This window comes from Bradyrhizobium sp. SZCCHNR1051, from assembly GCF_032489615.1.
GTDB lineage: Bacteria > Pseudomonadota > Alphaproteobacteria > Rhizobiales > Xanthobacteraceae > Bradyrhizobium.
In genome coordinates this window covers 203,334-217,484 of sequence record NZ_JAUEYJ010000010.1, presented here as the reverse complement: position 1 = coordinate 217,484, position 14,151 = coordinate 203,334, and the positions used below count along the sequence as shown (strand labels likewise).

The following is a 14,151-nucleotide window of genomic DNA, read 5'->3' as shown; positions in this document are numbered from 1 at the left end:
GACACTATCTCGGTTGCAGCGCAAAAACAGCGGACATTTCGGCGATGCTCCGCTTCGTCCGCTGCATGGGCGGCCGCTGCGCCCTCAGAACTGGCCGTGGCCCGCCTGAGCGAACTGAGCGACAAGCGTCAGCGACTGCCTTCTGAGCCAGAACGGGGCTCGGGAGCCGGCTGTGGGGGCTCGTTGGGGATCTTGCGCGCGCCCCTGGCGGCAAGCTGTGAGCGAACCCTGCCATCGACTTTGCGCCCGGTCGCACGTTGCCATTTCCGAAGCTCGGCCGCGGTCAGGATCATTTTCACGATCCGCTCGTCCGGGCGACTGCCGATCGTGTCGATGACCTCCTGAGCGCTGGCCAGCCATTCTTCGTAGGTGTCGTGCAGATCTGGGCAGATCCGCCTGATATCCTCCCACTCTTCGGGCTTGAACCAAGCCAGCGCAATCTCCAGAGTTGGCTCCATGTTTATCCTGCTCACCTGTCCGCTCTGGATGATATCTCAAGCTCGCGGAGTCCCGAAGCTCTGACGTCTTCTGGCGAGTCAGATGCGCGGCTTGGGCGCGGGCACCCGGTCGGAGTCGCCGGAGTTCGGTTCGCCTTTGGGTTCGATCAGGAGCACCTTGACCTCTTTGGCCGCGCGCGGCCGGTGGACGACCCCTTTGGGGACGATGAACAACTCGCCGGCCTTCACCGTCCGCGAAGGCTGCCCCTGAATGTCCATCTCCATCTCGCCTTCCAGGACCAGGAAGAAGTCATCCGTCGTGTCATGCTTGTGGAACGGGAATTCTCCCATGAACTTCACGACCATCACGTCATTGTCGTTGTAGTCCGCGATCACGTGCGGGTCCCAATGGCCTGAGAATTGGCTCAGCTTGTCGGCGAGGTTCACGGTCTTCATGCGGGAGTCTCCTGCTGCGAGGAATGAGATGTGAGCTGTCCAGTCGTCCCGCCCGGCTTGCACGAGATGTAGCTGCTGCTCGCGCGCGAGCAAGCCGATCTCACACGAGACGACTTCGGCCGCATGTGAGCACGATCCGCGAACTCGCGGGTCGTTGCGTTCTGAGCTCAGCGCGGTAACGCTCAGATGCCGCCGGGCCGGTCGAGCTGCTTCAGCCAGGCGCCGATGTCGCGCGCCGCGACATTGGCCTGGTCCAACAGCTTGCCCATCGTGAAGAAGCCGTGGAACTGGCCGGGATGCGTTCGGTAGGTCACCGCCACGCCGGCCTCGCGCAGGCGCCGCGCGTAGTCGTCGCCTTCGTCGCGCAGCGGATCGGCGCCGGCGGTGAGCACATAAGCGGGCGGTAGCCCCACCAGGCTTTCCGCCTTCGCCGGCGAGGCACGCCAATCGTGAATGTCGGCGACGCTGTTGAGATAATGGTCGCGAAACCAGCGGATCACCGAATGCGTCAGCAGCACGCTGGTCTCGGGCTCGCTGTGGGAGGGATGGCCCATCGAAAAGTCGGTGGCCGGATAGATCAGCACCTGGCCCGACAGCTTCGGCCCGTGGCCGTCGCGTGCCGACAATGCGACCACGGCGGCGAGATTGCCGCCGGCGGAATCGCCGCCGACGCTGAGCCTGGCGGCATCGATGCCGAGCGCGGCGGCATTGTCGGCGATCCATCGTATGGCCGCGACGGCGTCGTCGACCGCAGCCGGAAACTTGTGCTCGGGCGCGAGGCGGTAGTCGACCGAGATCACGATCAGTTCGCCTTCGTGCGCCAGCGCGCGGCATACCACGTCATGCGAATCCAGATTGCCGATCACCCAGCCGCCGCCGTGATAGAACACCAATCCCGGCGCAAGACCGTTGGTCTGCCGCACCGCCCTTGGCCGATAGAGCCGTGCCGGGATTGCGCCATGCGGGGCAGGGATGGCGAGGTCCTTGACGTCCGCAAGCTCGGGCGGCTCGGGATTGCTCACGACGCGCGCGGCCAGATAGTAGTCCCGCGCCTCCTGCGGTGTCAGCGTCTCATAGGCCGGCCGACCGCCCTCCTGGAACGCCTTGTAGACGGCGGCGGCATCGGCATCGAGCTGAACGGGCATTGCAATCGACCTGTGCGTTGAGGGGACGTCAAGCGGCGGTGCGGCCACCATCGACGGTGTAGGCGGCGCCGGAGACGTAGCTGGCATCGTCGGAGGCGAGGAAGGCGACGATCGAGGCGACCTCTGCGCCCTGGCCGAGTCGGCGTGCGGGGACGCGATCGACCACCTTGTCGGCCGGAACCGCGGCGCCGCTGCGCCCTTCGATGATCGCGCTCAGCATGCGGCTCTCGATCAGCCCGGGGCAGATGCAGTTCACACGCACATTAGTCCCGGTGCACTCCCAGGACGCGCTCTTGGTCAAGCCGATGACCGCGTGCTTGCTGGCGCTGTAGACGGCGATCTGCGGCGAGCCGATCAGGCCGGCGATCGAGGCGGTGTTGATGATCGAGCCGCGGTTCTGCTTCAGCATCACCGGAAGCACGTGCTTGAGGCCGAGGAAGACGCCGACGACGTTGACGTCGAGCACGCGACGGAACGCCTCCAGCGGATACGCGGTGATCGGCTTGATCTCGCCTTCGATGCCGGCGTTGTTGAAGAACACGTCGATGGTGCCGAACCGATCGCACGCTTGTCGCACATAAGCCGCGACCTGGTCCTCGTCGGTGACGTCGGCGGCCACGGCGAGCGCCTCGGCGCTTGCGGGCAGGGCGGCCGTCGCGGCGGCGAGATCGGCCTCGCGCCGGTCCACCGCGACGATGCGGGCACCGCGTGCGGCCAGCAGCCGCATGGTCGCGGCGCCGATGACGCCGGCCGCGCCGGTAACGACGGCCACCCTGCCGTCGAGACGGATCGATTCAGACATCGGTTTCCTTCCCTTTGACGCCGGTTCCGATCCGGCTCTTGATCACGACTATCTCATTGGATGAACCGGCTGACCAGCACGCGGAGCGCTGGCAGCTCGCCCTTCCCCCGCCGTATTCGACATGTTAACGGGAGGGCTGATCGAGAGCGGCGGATGGGTCATGACGCGATTTGATTGTCCCGAACCCCGATTCGCCTGATAAAGCCGCGCGAGATGCACCGAACAATCGTCCTGACCGGTATCGTGGCATTGCTGGCCGCCACATCCCTCACGCTGTCCGTGCCGGCGCGCGCGCAGATCGGTACCATTTTCTCCGATCCCGTTCCGCGCCCGCCGGGCAACATTCCGCGCCGTGGCGAGCCGATTCCGCCTCCCGAGGAAGAGGAGGAGGTCCCGGAGCTGCCGCAGGGTCGGGTGCTGCCGGCGCCGACCCGTCCGCCGCCAGGGCAGGGCGCCGCCCTGCCGGGCCCGGTCCAATCCCAGCCGCTGGCGCCGCCGCCGGGAACGACGATCCTGCCGCAGAACAATCCCCCGGTCGCGGCCGTGCCGCCGCCCGGCCAGGCTGCGCCCGGTCAGCGGCAGGCACCGGCACGCGGCGCCCCCCAGAATGCGGCGATCCCGCCGAACGGCGCGGTGCCGCAGACGCCGGCCACCATCCAGCCGGGTGACGAGGTCGTGACCGAGCCGCCGGCGCAGAAGATCGTGAACAAGAAGGCGAGCTTCTCCGGGCTCGACAAGATCACCGGCCGCATCATCAATTTCGACGAGGACATCGGCGAGACCGTGCAGTTCGGCGCGCTCCGGGTGAAGACCGACGCCTGCTACACGAGGCCGGCCACCGAGGCCGCCAACACCGACGCGTTCGTGCAGGTCGACGAGATCACCTTGCAGGGCGAGGTGAAGCGCATCTTCTCGGGCTGGATGTTCGCGGCCAGCCCCGGCCTGCACGGCGTCGAGCACCCGATCTACGACATCTGGCTGGTTGACTGCAAAGAGCCGCAGACCACGGTCGTCAGCGCCGCGCCGGATCAGAAGCCGACCGCGGCGCCGCAGCCGGCACAGAAGCGGCCGCCGCAGCAGAGGCAGGCGGCTCCCAGGCCGCCATCGCCGCCGCAGCAATATCAGACCCAGCAGGTGCCGCCACCGCCGCCGCCGCCCCAGGCGGGCGGACCGTTCGGCGGAGTGTTCAGATAACCGGGCTCAGCCGCGCGCGGCGACGATCGCCAACGCTTCGGTACCCGGCATCGGCCGATCAACCGCCAGCCTGGCGAAATTGGCGGCCGGTCCCCTCAGGGCCTTTTCGAGCAGCACGGTGTAGCGCCGGCGCGGGATCTCGACGGCGCCGAAGGTCTTGAGGTGCTCGGTGACGTATTGGGTGTCGAGCAACTCGAAGCCGCCGGCGATCAGCCGCGCGACGAGATGCACCAGCGCGACCTTCGAGGCGTCGCGGGTGCGATGAAACATGCTCTCGCCGAAGAAGGCGCGGCCCAGGCTGACGCCGTAGAGGCCGCCCACAAGCTCGCCATCCTGCCAGCATTCGACGCTGTGGCAATGGCCGAGCGCGTGGAGGCCGCTGTAGAGCTCGCGGATACGCTTGTTGATCCAGGTGTCCTCGCGGCCGGGCTGCGGCTCGGCACAGCCATCCATCACCGCCTTGAAGGCCTGGTTCACGGTCACGGTGAAGGTGTCCGATCGCACCGTGCGCGCAAGGCGCGAGGCGACGCGAAAGCCGTCGAGCGGAATGACGCCGCGCAGCTCCGGCTCGACCCAGAACAAGGTCGGGTCGTCGGCGCTTTCGGCCATCGGGAAGATGCCGCAGGCATAGGCACGCAGCAGGACCTCGGGCGTGATCTCGGACGCTGCAGAGTCGCGCGTATTCATGGGATCAGCATAGCAGGCCGACGTCGGGTGCGCGATGGTCGCGTGCCGCCTGCGTCGGCTCAGCCGACCCCAGCAGCCGCGGGCTTGGGAGCATCTTTTTCGAGGCGGAAGCGGACCACGATCTTGGTGCCGGCATGGCTCGGATCGGGGCCGACGGTGGCATCGAGCTTGGTCGCCATGGCGCTGACGATGCGCTGGCCCATTCCGGTCGAACGCGGATCGCTGGTTGCGTTGAGGCCGACGCCGTCGTCGGCAATCGACAGCACGATGTCCTCGCCTGCAAGCTTCAGCTCGACATGGATCGGGCCCGGCCCATCGGGGTAGGCGTATTTGACCGCGTTCATGACCAGCTCGTTGACGACGATGCCGATCGCGACCGCGCGATCCGGGTCGATCTCGACCGGCTCCGCCTTCAGGGTCAGCCGCGACATCCGGTTGCCCTCGGCCGAGCGGCGCAGGTCGTCGAGCAGCGAATCCAGATACTGGTTGAGCAGCACGCTCTTGAGATCCTGAGACGTGTAGAGCCGGCGGTGCACCTGCGCCACGGCGGCGACGCGGCCCATCGCATTGGTGAGCGCGGCCTTGACGTCGTCCTGGGTGCTGGAGTTGGCCTGAAGATGCAGCAGTGAGGCGATGATCTGCAGCGAATTGCCGACGCGGTGATTGACCTCGCGCAGCAGGACCTCGCGTTCGGCCGCCAGCGCCGCGTAGCGGTCGCGTGACGCCCGCACTTCGGCCTCCGCCTCGTCGCGGGCCTTCTGCAGCCGTGCCTGCCGCACCGCGCCTTCGGCTGCGACCTGCAGCAGCGGGACGAACTCGCCCTGCACGTCCTTGACGAGGTAGTCGGCTGCGCCCGCCTTCAGGGCCGTGACCGCGATCTTGGAATCCTGCGAGGCGGTGACGAACACCACCGGCGGCGGTTCGGGCAGCGCCATGATGCGCTCCAGCGTCTCGAGCCCGTCGAAGCCGGGCATGTACTGGTCGAGCGCAACGACGTCGATCCCGCCGCGCTCCAGCCGCTGCAAGCCCGAGCTGCCGTCGGCGGCGTGTTCCACCGTGAAGCCCAATCGCTTGAGCCCGCGCTCGACCAGCCGCGCCAGCGCCGCGTCGTCGTCGATGTAGAGCAGCGTGGGGGCGGCGGAGCTCATGCGGCGGGCGGAACCTGGATGACGGAGAAGAACAGACCGAGCTGGCGAATGGCGTTGGCGAAGCTTTCGTAGTTGACCGGCTTGGTGATGTAGACGTTGCAGCCGAGCTCGTAGCAGCGCTTGATCTCCTGCGAGTCGTCGGTCGTGGTCAGGATGACCACGGGCGCGCTCTTCAGGAAGCTGTTCTGCTTGACCATCTTGAGGATGTCGATGCCGGTCATGTCCGGCAGGTTCAGGTCCAGCAGGATCAGCAATGCTTGCCCCTTGTGATCGAGGCCGGTGCCGTCAGCACCCAGCAGATACTTCACGGCATCTGTACCGTTGGTGAACGGCTTGATCTCGTTGTTGACTCCCGAGCGGCGGATGTTGCGCTCGATCAGGCGGGCGTGGCCTTCGTCGTCCTCGATCATGATGATCGTCACGGGCATGGTCATCGGTCTGAGTTCCGAGTTGAGGCGTTCCAGTTGATCGGGAGCGTGATGGTGAACGTGCTGCCCTGGTCGAGCTCCGACGCGACCGACATGGTTCCGCCGAGCCGGCGCACCAGCGCACGGACATGCGCCAATCCGATCCCCTGACCCGGACGGTCCTGGGTCCCGGCGCGGCGGAACAGATCAAAGATACGTTGGTGATCCCTGGGATCAATCCCCCGGCCATTGTCCGTGATCTCGAAGATGGCGAAACCGAGTTTGGTGCGGGCGCGAATGGCGATGTCGCCGGCAACGCCGGGCTTCAGATATTTGATCGCGTTGTCGATCAGGTTGGAGAAGATCTGCTCCAGCGCAAGGCGGTCGCTGACGATGGCGGGCAGCGGCTCCACGCGGATGGTGGTGTTGGTTTCCGCAGCCTGATGCGCGAGCGTCGAGACGATGCCCTCGATCAGCTCGCGGGTGTCGATGCGCACCGGCACGAACTCGCGGCGGCCTTCGCGGGTCAAATTGAGGATGGCGGTGATGAGCCGGTCCATTTTTGCGATCGAGGACTTGATGAAGCCCAGCGCCTCGGTGAAATCCTCCGAGAGTTGCTTGTCGGCGCCTTCCAGCTCCGGCTCGGTGCCTTCGGCGGGCGGCGGCGCGTCCGACACCGCGCGCGCGAGCGCCGCGATGCGCCGGAAGATGTCGCTGCGCAGCTCGTCGAGCTCGCTGGTGAAGCCCATGATGTTGACCAGCGGCGAGCGCAGATCGTGGCTCACGATGTAGGCGAAGCGCTGGATCTCCTCATTGGCCTCGCGCAGGTCCGCGGTGCGCTCGTCGACGGTGGCTTCGAGGTTGAGGTTGCTCTCGCGCAGCTTGGCCTCGGCCTCGTCGCGGGCGCTGGTCGAGCGGCGCACAAGGAGCAGCGAGATGACGGCGAGCAGGACGACCAGCGCCGAACCGGCGACAGTGACGATGGTCGCGAGCTGCTGGCTTTCGTCGGCATTGGTGGTTCGCACCGCCAGCAGGCGTTCCTCCTCGGTGCGCATCGCCTCGGCGGTGGTACGCATGGTCGTGCTGCTGTCGATCGATGCGGCATCGCGCACCAGGGCCACCGCACTGGGAAGATCGCCGGACGCGACGAGAGCCTTCTCCCGGTCGAATTGCGCCAATCGGGTCTCGATGATGCTGCGCAATCTGGCGAGGTTCGCCACCTGAGCCTGGTTGTCGGCGAGGAGCGTCGCAAGCTTGTCGAGCACGGGCCGGATCGCGGCAACGGCGGCTTCGTGATCTCTGAGAAAATCCGGGCCCTGGGTCAGCAGGTAGGCGCGGGCGCCGCTCTCGGCGCGGCGGACCTCGAGCAGCAGCGCATTGATCTGGTTCTCCGCCTCGATGGTGTGCACCACCCAGGCGCTGTCTCTGCGGGCCTTGTTGACCAGCAGCACCGAGGCCGTGCTGACGACGACCAGCACCAGGAATCCCGCCGACAACAGCAGGATTTGTCCTAGCGTGCGCCTCTGTCTGATCTCAGGCGCCACCGCTCACTCGCATGCCGATTGAAATACCTGCCCCCTCAGCGGAACCGCCGACAGAGCAGAACGTCGTGCAGACCGAAGAGTTCCCGCCGGGCCGCGGGATTCTTCAGGTGCTGCTCAGTCCGCGTTCTGGCCGGCGAGATACTGCTCGAGCCAGTGGATGTGGTAGTCGCCATCGATGATGGCGGGCTCGCGCACCAACGCCCGGAACAGCGGCAGGGTGGTCTCGATGCCGTCGACGACCATCTCGTCCAGCGCCCGCCGCAGCCGCATCAGGCACTCGACCCGGGTCTTGCCGTGGACGATCAGCTTGCCGACCAGCGAGTCGTAATAGGGCGGGATCACGTAGCCCTGATAGACCGCCGAATCGATGCGGACGCCGAGGCCGCCCGGCGGGTGGTACTGCAGGATCTTGCCCGGCGAGGGCCGGAAGGTGACGGGATTTTCCGCATTGACGCGGCACTCGATGGAGTGGCCGTTGATGACGACCTGATCCTGCGTCATCGGCAGGTCGCCGCCGGCCGCGATGCGGATCTGCTCCAGCACGAGGTCGATGCCGGTGATCATCTCGGTGACGGGATGCTCGACCTGGATGCGGGTGTTCATCTCGATGAAGTAGAACTCGCCGTCCTCATAGAGGAATTCGACGGTGCCGACGCCGATATATTTCAGCTCCTGCATCGCCTTGGCGACTGTCTCGCCGATCTTGGCGCGGCTGGCCGGGTCGAGCACCGGCGAGGGGCCTTCCTCCCAGACCTTCTGGTGGCGCCGCTGCAGCGAGCAGTCGCGCTCGCCGAGATGGATCGCGCCGCCGCGGCCATCGCCGAGCACCTGGATCTCGATGTGGCGGGGCTTCTGCAGATACTTCTCGAGATAGACCGAAGCGTCGCCGAACGCGGATTTGGCCTCGTTGGCCGCGGTGGTCAGCGCCAGTTGCAGGTCCGCCTCGGTGTGGGCGACCTTCATGCCGCGGCCGCCGCCGCCGGCGGCCGCCTTGACCAGCACCGGAAAGCCGATCTCCTTGGCGATCGCCATAGCGTCCTGGTCGGGCGTCACCGCACCGTCGGAGCCGGGAACGACCGGAATGCCCAGCCGCTTGGCGGTCTTCTTGGCCTCGATCTTGTCGCCCATCAGGCGGATGTGTTCCGCCTTGGGTCCGATGAAGTGCAGGTTGTGGTCGGCGAGGATCTCGGCGAAGCGCGCGTTCTCCGAGAGGAAGCCGTAGCCGGGATGCACGGCGTCGGCGCCGGTGATCTCACAGGCGGCGAGCAGCGCGGGGATGTTGAGATAGCTGTCCTTCGACGGCGGCGGGCCGATGCACACGCTTTCGTCGGCGAGGCGGACATGCATGGCATCGGCGTCGGCGGTGGAATGCACCGCGACGGTGGAGATGCCGAGCTCCTTGCAGGCCCTGAGGATGCGAAGGGCGATTTCGCCGCGATTGGCGATGAGGATCTTGTCGAACATGGTGCCTCGGGCGCGAGTGGCGAGTAGCGAATAGGGAGTAGCGAATAGGGAACGGACGGCTATTCGCTATTCGCCATTCGCTACTCGCAATTATTCAATGATCACCAGCGGCTCGCCGAACTCAACGGGCTGGCCGTCCTCGACCAGGATCTGCGTCACCGTCCCGGCGCGCGGTGACGGAATCTGGTTCATCGTCTTCATCGCCTCGATGATCATCAGGGTCTGACCGACCGACACCTTGGAGCCGACCTCGACGAACGGCTTGGCGCCGGGCTCGGGCGCCCAATAGGCGGTGCCGACCATGGGCGAGGGCACCACGCCGGGATGTTTGGACAAGTCCGCGCCGGCGGCTGCCGCCGTCGCAGCTGCGACCAGGGGAACGCCAGCGGCGACCGCTCCGATGGACGAATGGACGGCCGCCGCAACGGTCACGTTGCGGGCAACGCGGATGCGAAGGCCGGCACGCTCCAGCTCGATCTCGGTCAGGCTGGTCTCATCCAGCAGCGCTGCGAGCTCGCGAATGAGCTGGCTGTCTTCGGATTTCGCGATGGTCTTGTCGTCGGGCTGGGGCGCCATGATCTGATCCGGAACGTTGGGTGGCGTGAGGACTGTGACGTCAGGCTTGCGCTAGATGTCGGTCTGCGTATCGGCTTTGGCGCCGATCTTGGCGGCGAGGCCAGTGATCGCGAGCCGGTAGCCGTCGATGCCGAAGCCGCAGATCGAGGCAAACGCCGCCTTCGCGGTGAAAGAATGGTGCCGAAAGCTCTCGCGAGCGTGGATGTTGCTGATGTGCACTTCAACGGTGGGGATCTTCACCCCCATCAGCGCGTCATGCAGGGCAATGGAGGTATGAGAGTAGGCGCCGGCATTGAGGATGATTCCGACCACACCGCGGCTGCGGGCCTCATGGATGGAGTCGACCAGCACGCCCTCATGGTTGGACTGCCGGCACTCCGCCACCAGGCCGAAGCGGGCAGCCGTCTCGACGCAGAGCCGTTCCACGTCGGCGAGGGTGGCGTGGCCATAGGTCTCCGGCTCGCGGGTGCCCAACAGGTTGAGGTTGGGTCCGTTGAGGACATAGATCGTGTTGTGAGCGGCGTCGGCCATTCCCATCCCGGCGGTGTGGCGGCAGTGGGCGGCGTTATAGGTAACAAAGCCGCCAAGGGGAAGCCTTTCGGCAGCCAGGCCGGCCGTTCGAGGCTTGGTCCGTCACACGAAAAAACCGTCTTAAGTGTGCGAAATCGCTGATTAACCAGGTTTGTCCACCGGGCTACACGGGCTGCGTGTGATCGCCCTTGCGTGCTCTTTGTGCAATAGATTTGCGCAATAGAATGGGGCGGGCATTACTGCCCGCCCCATGTCCTCATCGCCTGCCTGGTCGGGATCAGGCGTCGAGAACTGCGACGATCTCGTGCGTGCGAGGATCGATTACGATGATCTGCTCACGAACCAGGATGAAGTCATATCCGCGCCATTCCGGATAGATCGTCACGACTTCGGCCGGGAGCCGGTGGAAGTGAACGTCGCGCGGAACCCGGGTGCCGACCGCGATGTTGAAGTTCACGTTGGTCACCGGCTCGACGCGCTGGTTGCGGATCACGCTGGTGATCTTGGTGCGCTGCTCGGTCGTGAGCTTGGCGCCGGCGCCGGCCAGTCCGGTGGTGGTCTGCGACCGGTCGCTGCCGGTCTTGGTTTCGGCGTTCGTGCTGGTGCCGCTCTTGCTGTCGCGGCTCTCGGCCTTCATGCTCTTGGAGCCCGCCTTGTCGCTCTCGGAGGTCGCGCCCTTGGCAGTCGGACCCTTCATGCCTTCCTCGGCGCGCTGGCCCTTGGTCGCACCAGACTTCTGATCCGACTGGCTGGAGCGCATGTCGGACGCGCCGCCGGCCGCAGGCGAGGCGCTGTCGCGATGCATCGTGCCGCCGGGCGCGTTCATGCCGCCGGACTGTCCAACTGCCCCGCCCGCACCGCCGGCGCTCTGCGCATGAGCAAAACCTGCACCCGCCAGGAGCGCGATTGCAGCAACTGATACCATCAAGCGATTGGTCATCCTCTATCCTCCTCGTATTGGCACTGCCCGCGCCGACAACGGCAGGAGGTAGGAGTCGTTCCGTGCGTCTCCGATCGTTCCGGAAAAATGTCGCAGATCGCAACTTTATGAACGGATGCTCAGGGTCATGAATGCTGCATGACGACGACGGCGATCAGTTGCGCGTTGATGGCGACCTCGCACGAGCTACGCGCCGTGACGTTCGCGCGCGTAGCGGAGGAGCGCCAAGAATCGATAGAGGCCGTGCACGAACTTGCCATAGGGCATCGTGATGAAGATCGCGAACACCGCACCGAGATGGACCGCGAGCAGCACGCCCATCGTGCTGGTCTCGCGAAGCACGAGGAGAGCGAGTCCGGTCGCGCCGGTGAGGACGAGCATCGCCAAGAACGCGACATCCATGCCGCGGCTGCCGCCGTCCATCATCGCCGGCTCACGCCTGCGCTTGGCGGCGTAGAGTCCGAGCGGACCGACCACGATGCCTATTCCGCCGAGCGTGCCGAGCACGACGGGTAGATCCCACAACGGATAGGGCGCCTCGCGGTGCAGAAGATAGTGATAGAGCGTCGCGACGCTGGTCGATGCGAAGCAGAGCACGAAGCCCCAGAACGTCAGATGGTGATAGAACCGCCGGGTGTCGCGCGGCCGCTCATCCTCGTTGTAGCAGCCGACGCCGCCGCCATCGAGATAGCGCAGGCTGCCTGCGTCGCGAACGGCGCGCAGCAGTGGACGTGAGCGCGTCAGGGTCGAGCTCGGCTCGCCGATGTCATTCCAGAAGGCCCGAGCGCCCATGATGATGGCGATGATGGCCCACAGGAAGGCGGCGCCGAACAACAGCGCCATCGTGTTGTGAGGCATGAGCGCGTAGAACGATCCCGGGCCGTGCCGGCTTGCAAACAGCGCGGCGGGATCGTTGAAGGCCACGAAGCCGAGGACGAACGCGGCCATGCTGATGACCGCGATGAGCGATATGGCAAGGCCGTTGCGCCTGAACAGCGGCGCCAGCGCGGGCGGCCAGGCATAGTCGGCGTAGCTCTCGTGCCGCACCCGGGCCAGAACGGACGGGACGCGAACGTCGAATTCGTGCGGCGGCGAGAATTGGCAGTCGACGTAGCAGGCGCCGCAGGCATGGCAGAGATTGGCGAGATAGTTGAGGTCGCCGCCGGTGAAGGCGCGGCGCATCTCCATCGCCGGAAACACGGCGCAGAGGCCCTCGCAATAGCGGCAGGAATTGCAGATCGTCATCAGCCGATCCGCCTCGGTCAACGCCTCACTGCGCTGCATGTGTCGCTGCTCCCCGGCCCGCGATGCGGCCGAACACGCTGCCGATCGTCATGCCGATGCCCGCAGCATAGCCGCGGCCGAGCACGTTGCCGGCCATGATCTCGCCGGCGGCGTACATGTTGTCGGCTGGCCCGCCGGCCTTCATCATCATCCTTGCCGCTTGATCGACGCGCACGCCGAGGTAGGTGAAGGTGATGCCGGGCCGGACCGGATAGGCGTAGAAGGGCGCTGAATCGAGACGGCGCGCCCAATGCGATTTGGGCGGCGCCAAGTTCTCGGTGCGACAATCGTCCAGGATGTCGGGATTGAAGCTGCCGGCGCGCACCGATGCGTTGAATTGCGCGACGGTGGTGGTCAGCTTGTCGGGATCGAGGTCGAGCTTGCCGGCGAGCTCGGTGATGCTGGCCGCCTCGATCGCGGGGTAAAGCGATGGCATGAACAGGTTCGCCGATTTCGCGTCGAAGATGATGTAGGCAATCTGGTTCGGCTGGGTCGCGACCAGGCGGCCCCAGATGGCGTAACGCTTCGGCCAGACGTCCTCGCCTTCGTCGTAGAATCGCTCAGCGTTGTTGTTGACGACGATGCCGAACACGACGCAGTCGAGCCGCGTGATGATGCCGCCGTCATATTTGGGCGCCCGCGCATCGATCGCCACCGCATGGCATTGGGTGGGGTCGCCGATACTGTCGACGCCGGCGCCGAGCAGCATGTCGAGCACCGTGCCGCGATTGTTGGGCGTGCCGCGGATCAGGAAGTTGCGGGCGATCTCGCCCCAGCCCTCGACCAGCTTGTCGATGTTGGATTCGAAGCCGCCCGCGGCCGCCACCAGCGCCTTGCCGCCGATGCGCATCCTGCCGTTGCCGTGCTGCACGATCGCCGCGCGGAAGCGGCCGTCGTCCATCTCCAGCCCCACCACCTCGGCCTCGTAGCGCACGTCGACGCCGAGGAGCTCGGCGGTGAGATACAGCGCATTGAGCATGGCCCGGCCGCCGCCCAGGAAGAACGAGTTGGTCCGTCCTAAGCTCAGCGTTCCGCCGAGCGAGGGCTGGAAGCGCACGCCCTGTTCGACGATCCAGTCGAGCATGTCCTTGGATTCGCGGATCATCAGCCGCGCCAGTTGCTCGTTGGTCTGGCCTTCGGTGACGCGCAGGAGATCGTCCCAGAACTCGTCCTCGGTGTAGGGGCCGCTCAACGTCGCGGTCGCCGCGTCATGGGCGCAGCGCATGTTGCGGGTGTGGCGCGTATTGCCGCCGCGATAGAACTTCGAGGCGGCCTCCAGCACGATGACCGAGGCCCCGGCGCGCCGTGCCGCAATGGCGGCGCAGAGGGCCGCGTTGCCGCCGCCGGCCACGACGACGTCGTAGGTCACGGGATGGTCGACGATATCGCTCTGATCAGTCATCGCAGGCCCTTGCGAACGCAAGGCGGCAGGCCCTGGATCGGCGTGCGTCCGCACAGCCACGCCATCGGCATGGCAGCCGTCGGCCTAGCGACAATGGACGGTGCTGAAGTGCCGGCTGCGGAAGCATGTGTTCG

The 14,151-nt window shown here is 66.2% G+C and carries 15 protein-coding genes; 1 reads left to right on the top strand and 14 read right to left on the bottom strand.

Features of this window, described 5'->3' with window-relative positions; all coding sequences use genetic code 11:
• Positions 1 to 128: 128 nt before the first annotated feature.
• The 4 genes from QW868_RS14715 to QW868_RS14700 all read right to left on the bottom strand — a co-directional run bounded on the left by QW868_RS14715 (position 129) and on the right by QW868_RS14700 (position 2,840).
• Complete coding sequence (locus tag QW868_RS14715; RefSeq protein WP_316230822.1) at positions 129 to 458, bottom strand: hypothetical protein; 330 nt, start codon at positions 456 to 458, stop codon at positions 129 to 131.
• A gap of 78 nt (positions 459 to 536) precedes the next feature.
• Positions 537 to 893, bottom strand: coding sequence for a cupin domain-containing protein (locus tag QW868_RS14710; protein WP_315798562.1), 357 nt, complete (start codon positions 891 to 893; stop codon positions 537 to 539).
• 182 nt (positions 894 to 1,075) lie between these two features.
• Positions 1,076 to 2,038, bottom strand: a complete 963-nt coding sequence (locus QW868_RS14705) for an alpha/beta hydrolase (RefSeq protein WP_316230821.1) — start codon at positions 2,036 to 2,038, stop codon at positions 1,076 to 1,078.
• A gap of 28 nt (positions 2,039 to 2,066) precedes the next feature.
• Positions 2,067 to 2,840: an SDR family oxidoreductase gene (locus QW868_RS14700; protein ID WP_316159872.1), complete on the bottom strand. Its 774-nt coding sequence runs from the start codon at positions 2,838 to 2,840 to the stop codon at positions 2,067 to 2,069.
• Between the two features lie 213 nt (positions 2,841 to 3,053).
• Here QW868_RS14700 and QW868_RS14695 point away from each other — a divergent pair, with 213 nt between their 5' ends.
• Positions 3,054 to 4,034 (top strand): DUF2155 domain-containing protein, encoded by a 981-nt coding sequence (locus tag QW868_RS14695; RefSeq protein ID WP_316230820.1) that lies wholly within the window; start codon positions 3,054 to 3,056, stop codon positions 4,032 to 4,034.
• A 6-nt stretch (positions 4,035 to 4,040) separates the two neighbouring features.
• Here the strand turns inward: QW868_RS14695 and aat are convergent, their stop codons facing one another.
• The 10 genes from aat to tcuA form a co-directional block, all read right to left on the bottom strand.
• Positions 4,041 to 4,721, bottom strand: coding sequence for a leucyl/phenylalanyl-tRNA--protein transferase (gene aat / locus QW868_RS14690; protein WP_316230819.1), 681 nt, complete (start codon positions 4,719 to 4,721; stop codon positions 4,041 to 4,043).
• Positions 4,722 to 4,780: 59 nt separating this feature from the next.
• Complete coding sequence (locus tag QW868_RS14685; protein ID WP_315737768.1) at positions 4,781 to 5,869, bottom strand: sensor histidine kinase; 1,089 nt, start codon at positions 5,867 to 5,869, stop codon at positions 4,781 to 4,783.
• On the bottom strand, positions 5,866 to 6,303 hold the full coding sequence (locus QW868_RS14680; RefSeq protein WP_315737769.1) for a response regulator: 438 nt from the start codon (positions 6,301 to 6,303) through the stop codon (positions 5,866 to 5,868). The genes QW868_RS14685 and QW868_RS14680 overlap by 4 nt, the downstream gene beginning before the upstream one ends.
• Positions 6,300 to 7,820: a sensor histidine kinase gene (locus QW868_RS14675; protein WP_315811120.1), complete on the bottom strand. Its 1,521-nt coding sequence runs from the start codon at positions 7,818 to 7,820 to the stop codon at positions 6,300 to 6,302. The genes QW868_RS14680 and QW868_RS14675 overlap by 4 nt, the downstream gene beginning before the upstream one ends.
• A 114-nt stretch (positions 7,821 to 7,934) precedes the next feature.
• On the bottom strand, positions 7,935 to 9,284 hold the full coding sequence (gene accC / locus QW868_RS14670; RefSeq protein ID WP_315737771.1) for an acetyl-CoA carboxylase biotin carboxylase subunit: 1,350 nt from the start codon (positions 9,282 to 9,284) through the stop codon (positions 7,935 to 7,937).
• A gap of 90 nt (positions 9,285 to 9,374) precedes the next feature.
• Positions 9,375 to 9,860: an acetyl-CoA carboxylase biotin carboxyl carrier protein gene (gene accB / locus QW868_RS14665; protein WP_315737772.1), complete on the bottom strand. Its 486-nt coding sequence runs from the start codon at positions 9,858 to 9,860 to the stop codon at positions 9,375 to 9,377.
• A gap of 51 nt (positions 9,861 to 9,911) precedes the next feature.
• A complete protein-coding gene (gene aroQ / locus QW868_RS14660) occupies positions 9,912 to 10,391 on the bottom strand; it encodes a type II 3-dehydroquinate dehydratase (RefSeq protein ID WP_315755619.1) in 480 nt (159 codons plus the stop codon).
• Between the two features lie 277 nt (positions 10,392 to 10,668).
• Positions 10,669 to 11,331: a DUF1236 domain-containing protein gene (locus tag QW868_RS14655; RefSeq protein ID WP_315737774.1), complete on the bottom strand. Its 663-nt coding sequence runs from the start codon at positions 11,329 to 11,331 to the stop codon at positions 10,669 to 10,671.
• A 186-nt stretch (positions 11,332 to 11,517) separates the two neighbouring features.
• The gene (gene tcuB / locus QW868_RS14650; RefSeq protein WP_316230818.1) at positions 11,518 to 12,615 is read right to left on the bottom strand and encodes a tricarballylate utilization 4Fe-4S protein TcuB; all 1,098 of its coding nucleotides are present in this window, start codon (positions 12,613 to 12,615) and stop codon (positions 11,518 to 11,520) included.
• Positions 12,602 to 14,017 carry an FAD-dependent tricarballylate dehydrogenase TcuA gene (tcuA, locus tag QW868_RS14645; protein WP_316230817.1) on the bottom strand — a complete coding sequence of 472 codons (1,416 nt, stop codon included), beginning with the start codon at positions 14,015 to 14,017 and terminating at the stop codon, positions 12,602 to 12,604. Before tcuA ends, tcuB begins: the two co-directional genes overlap by 14 nt.
• Between the last annotated feature and the right edge of the window lie 134 nt (positions 14,018 to 14,151).

Bases quoted from the DNA above. Each gene is read 5' to 3' on its own strand.
- QW868_RS14710 (WP_315798562.1), bottom strand. From the start codon at position 893: ATGAAGACCGTGAACCTCGCCGACAAGCTGAGCCAATTCTCAGGCCAT.
- QW868_RS14700 (WP_316159872.1), bottom strand. From the start codon at position 2,840: ATGTCTGAATCGATCCGTCTCGACGGCAGGGTGGCCGTCGTTACCGGC.
- accB (WP_315737772.1), bottom strand. From the start codon at position 9,860: ATGGCGCCCCAGCCCGACGACAAGACCATCGCGAAATCCGAAGACAGC.
- QW868_RS14695 (WP_316230820.1), top strand. From the start codon at position 3,054: ATGCACCGAACAATCGTCCTGACCGGTATCGTGGCATTGCTGGCCGCC.
- tcuA (WP_316230817.1), bottom strand. From the start codon at position 14,017: ATGACTGATCAGAGCGATATCGTCGACCATCCCGTGACCTACGACGTC.
- QW868_RS14715 (WP_316230822.1), bottom strand. From the start codon at position 458: ATGGAGCCAACTCTGGAGATTGCGCTGGCTTGGTTCAAGCCCGAAGAG.
- tcuB (WP_316230818.1), bottom strand. From the start codon at position 12,615: ATGCAGCGCAGTGAGGCGTTGACCGAGGCGGATCGGCTGATGACGATC.
- QW868_RS14705 (WP_316230821.1), bottom strand. From the start codon at position 2,038: ATGCCCGTTCAGCTCGATGCCGATGCCGCCGCCGTCTACAAGGCGTTC.
- QW868_RS14680 (WP_315737769.1), bottom strand. From the start codon at position 6,303: ATGACCATGCCCGTGACGATCATCATGATCGAGGACGACGAAGGCCAC.
- aat (WP_316230819.1), bottom strand. From the start codon at position 4,721: ATGAATACGCGCGACTCTGCAGCGTCCGAGATCACGCCCGAGGTCCTG.
- QW868_RS14685 (WP_315737768.1), bottom strand. From the start codon at position 5,869: ATGAGCTCCGCCGCCCCCACGCTGCTCTACATCGACGACGACGCGGCG.
- aroQ (WP_315755619.1), bottom strand. From the start codon at position 10,391: ATGGCCGACGCCGCTCACAACACGATCTATGTCCTCAACGGACCCAAC.
- accC (WP_315737771.1), bottom strand. From the start codon at position 9,284: ATGTTCGACAAGATCCTCATCGCCAATCGCGGCGAAATCGCCCTTCGC.
- QW868_RS14655 (WP_315737774.1), bottom strand. From the start codon at position 11,331: ATGACCAATCGCTTGATGGTATCAGTTGCTGCAATCGCGCTCCTGGCG.